Raw genomic sequence first — 3,674 nt, 5'->3', positions numbered from 1 at the left:
GGGCTACTTCGTAGCCCAGCCCCCCCCCCCCCCCCCCCCCACGGGGTTTTCGTCGGCGTTAAACGAGCAACTCCACCTCCCCCAAATGCCCCCCATGCGGCCCGAAACTGCGCTCGACCATCTGCCGCGTCCCGTCAGCATGGACGATCAGCGCTGTGCTCGCCCGCGTCCCGTAGGCCGGGCTGGCAATGAACACGCTCGACAGCAGCATTTCCGTGGACAGTCCCACACCGGTGTCCGGCAGCTCGGCCACCGGGGCCGGTTGCGGATCGTTCAACAGCGCCAGCAACGCCTCGGGTTGCGGGTCATGCAGCACCTCACTCAACGCCGCCCGGGCCTTGAGCAATTTCGGCCAGGGCGTGTTCAACCCGGCATTGGACAAGCCGTAGATCCCTTCGGCCAACGACTGCGGGCGTGTATCGCGTGCGTTGTAGTGCCACAGTTCAGCACCGTCGCCCAATAACAGGTTGAAGCCACCGTACTCGCCGGCGCGCGGTACGACTTCGCTCAGATAATCGATGATCGACAGATTCCCGGTCAGGAACCGCGCCACCAGCTCGCCGCGAGACTTGAACGCCGGTAGCTGCCCCGGATCGCGGATGTTGGTCAGTGCGGCAAAGCGGCCATCGGCGCCGACCCCGAGCCAGGTGCCACCGGCTTCCAGGTCGCGGCCGGCATGCACGTGCGGCGCGTCAGGCCACTGCGCCAGTGGCAGCGTCGGGCGCGCATAGAACTCGTCGCGGTTGGCCGCCACGATCAGCGGCTGGGCGTGGCCGGGCCGCCAGGCAAATACGATCAGGCACATCAGGTTGTCCTGTTAAAAATCCGAGCTCCGCTTTCGTGGTGCCTACTTTACCCACACATCACCAACGCATCCATCGCCTTCAGTGGAGCCCAGGCCCCTCGATCCGTTACCATGCCGCTCTAGTTTGCGATGGTCGAGGCGACGCTGGTGGAATTTCTGCTCTATCTGCTGCTCGGCGCCTGTGCCGGTGTACTCGCCGGGCTGTTCGGCGTCGGCGGCGGGATGATCATCGTCCCGGTGCTGGTGTTCAGTTTCACCTTGCAGGGTTTCGACCCGCAGGTGTTGACGCACCTGGCTGTCGGTACGTCCCTGGCATCGATCATCTTTACCTCGGTGAATGCCGTACGCGAGCATCACCGCAAAGGCGCGGTGCGCTGGCAGATCTTTACCTGGATGACCGTCGGGATCCTGATCGGCGCCGGTTTTGGCGCCGTTACCGCCGAAGCGATTTCCGGCCCGCACCTGCAAAAGATCATCGGCGTATTCGCCATGCTCGTTGCCCTGCAACTGGCGCTGGATTTCAAGCCGAAGGCCAGCCGTACCGTGCCGGGCAAGGTCGGATTGGGCTTGGCCGGCACGGTTGTCGGCTGGGCCTCGGCGATTTTCGGTATCGGCGGCGGTTCGCTGACCGTACCGTTCCTGACCTGGCGCAGCGTGCCGATGCAACAGGCGGTGGCGACTTCGTCGGCCTGCGGGCTGCCCATCGCCCTGGTCAGTGCGTTAAGTTTCATGATTCTGGGGTGGCAGGATCCGCTGTTGCCGCCCCATAGTCTCGGTTTTGTGTATTTGCCGGCACTGCTGGGCATCGCCCTGACGAGCATGATCTTCGCCCGTTTCGGCGCGCGACTGGCTCATCGCCTGTCGCCGCGCTTGCTCAAGCGGCTGTTCGCCGCCTTGTTGTTCAGCGTGGGCTTGAGTTTCCTGCTCTGACGCAATCCTGGCTTAATCCCGAGGTGGCAGCTTCGCCCGGGTATTTTTGACGTTCACGAGGAATATCAATGCTGCCTTACCCGCAGATCGATCCGGTTGCCCTGGCCATCGGCCCGCTGAAAATCCACTGGTACGGCCTCATGTACCTGATCGGTATCGGTGGTGCCTGGTGGCTGGCCTCGCGCCGGCTCAATCGGTTTGACCCGACCTGGAACAAAGAGAAGCTTTCGGACCTGGTGTTCTGGCTGTCCATGGGCGTGATCGTTGGCGGACGCCTGGGTTATGTACTGTTCTACGACCTGAGCGCCTACCTGGCCAACCCGACGCTGATCTTTGAAGTCTGGAAGGGCGGCATGTCGTTCCACGGGGGCTTCATCGGCGTGATGCTGGCGGCGCTGTGGTTCGGCAAGCGCAACAACAAGTCGTTTTTCGAACTGATGGACTTCGTCGCACCGATGGTGCCGATCGGCCTGGGCGCCGGGCGCATCGGCAATTTCATCAACGCCGAGTTGTGGGGCAAGCCGACGGACGTGCCGTGGGCCATGGTCTTCCCGCCGTTCAGCGACCCGGCGCAGCTGCCGCGCCACCCGTCGCAGCTCTATCAGTTCGCCCTGGAAGGCGTAGCACTGTTCCTGATCCTCTGGCTGTTCTCGCGCAAGCCGCGGCCGACCATGGCGGTGTCGGGCATGTTTGCGCTGTTCTACGGGATCTTCCGTTTCATCGTCGAGTTCGTCCGCGTGCCGGACGCCCAGCTCGGCTATCTGGCGTGGAACTGGCTGACCATGGGCCAGGTGCTATGCCTGCCGATGATTATCGGTGGCCTGGCGCTGATCTGGCTGGCCTACAACCGTGCACCGGCTGCGGCGGCCAAGGTTTAAAATTCGGACCCCGGGGCGCTGGCCCCGGGTTCAAGGACACAGGTACCTCATGAAGCAATATCTCGACCTGGTGGCGCATGTCATCAAGAACGGCACCAAGCAAGCCAACCGCACCGGCGTGAACACCATCAGTTTCCCTGGCGCGATGCTGCGCTATGACCTGAAGGAAGGCTTTCCCGCCATCACCACGCGCAAGATGGCCTTCAAATCGGCGATCGGCGAGATGTGCGGTTTCTTGCGTGGCGTGAACAATGCCGCCGAATTCCGTGCCCTGGGCTGCAAGGTCTGGGACCAGAACGCCAACGAAAATGCGCAATGGCTGGCCAACCCGTTCCGCCAGGGCGAAGACGACCTGGGCGAGATCTACGGCGTGCAGTGGCGCAAGTGGCCGGCCTACAAGCAGATCCCGCTGAGCAACCCGGCCGCCATCGAGCAGACGCTGGCCCAGGGCTACCGGCAGATCGCCGAAGGCGAAGAAAACGGTCAGGCCTACGTGGTGCTGTACAAGGCCATCGATCAGGTTCGCCAGTGCGTCGACACCATCATCCAGGACCCGGGCAGCAGGCGCATCCTGTTCCACGGCTGGAACTGCGCCCAGCTCGACGAAATGGCCCTGCCACCGTGCCACCTGCTGTACCAGTTCCACCCGAATGTCGAGACCCGGGAAATCTCTCTGACCCTCTACATCCGCTCCAACGACCTGGGCCTGGGCACGCCGTTCAACCTCACCGAAGGCGCCGCACTGCTAAGCCTGATTGGTCGTCTGACCGGTTATACGCCGCGCTGGTTCACCTATTTCATCGGCGATGCCCACGTCTACGAAAACCATTTGGACATGCTCAATGAACAGCTCACGCGCGAGCCGTTCCCGATGCCCAGACTGGTGATTTCCGAGCGCGTGCCGGAGTTCGCCAAGACCGGCGTGTACCAGCCCGAGTGGCTGGAGCAGGTCGAACCGAGCGACTTCTCCCTCGAAGGCTACCAGCACCATGCGCCAATGACCGCGCCGATGGCGGTCTAGAAAACACCACATCTCCCCTGTGGGGGGGGGGGGGGGGGGG

At 63.2% G+C, this 3,674-nt stretch carries 4 protein-coding genes; 3 read left to right on the top strand and 1 reads right to left on the bottom strand.

Going from position 1 to position 3,674, the window contains the following annotated elements:
• Nucleotides 1–58: 58 nt before the first annotated feature.
• Nucleotides 59–805 (bottom strand): NRDE family protein, encoded by a 747-nt coding sequence (locus tag ACE04F_RS08775; RefSeq protein WP_486105933.1) that lies wholly within the window; start codon nt 803–805, stop codon nt 59–61.
• 147 nt (nt 806–952) lie between these two features.
• On the opposite strand from ACE04F_RS08775, the gene ACE04F_RS08770 reads away from it, so the two are divergent.
• The 3 genes from ACE04F_RS08770 (at nt 953) to ACE04F_RS08760 (ending at nt 3,634) form a co-directional block, all read left to right on the top strand.
• Nucleotides 953–1,735, top strand: a complete 783-nt coding sequence (locus ACE04F_RS08770) for a sulfite exporter TauE/SafE family protein (RefSeq protein WP_486105931.1) — start codon at nt 953–955, stop codon at nt 1,733–1,735.
• A gap of 68 nt (nt 1,736–1,803) precedes the next feature.
• Entirely contained in the window at nt 1,804–2,613 is an 810-nt protein-coding gene (gene lgt / locus ACE04F_RS08765) for a prolipoprotein diacylglyceryl transferase (protein ID WP_434570407.1), read from the top strand.
• A gap of 49 nt (nt 2,614–2,662) precedes the next feature.
• Nucleotides 2,663–3,634, top strand: a complete 972-nt coding sequence (locus ACE04F_RS08760; protein ID WP_486105928.1) for a thymidylate synthase — start codon at nt 2,663–2,665, stop codon at nt 3,632–3,634.
• The last annotated feature ends 40 nt before the right edge of the window (nt 3,635–3,674 follow it).

Source organism: Pseudomonas sp. AGC41, assembly GCF_057334555.1.
Note: the sequence above shows the minus strand (reverse complement) of the source record. Positions and strands in the feature narration are given on the sequence as shown.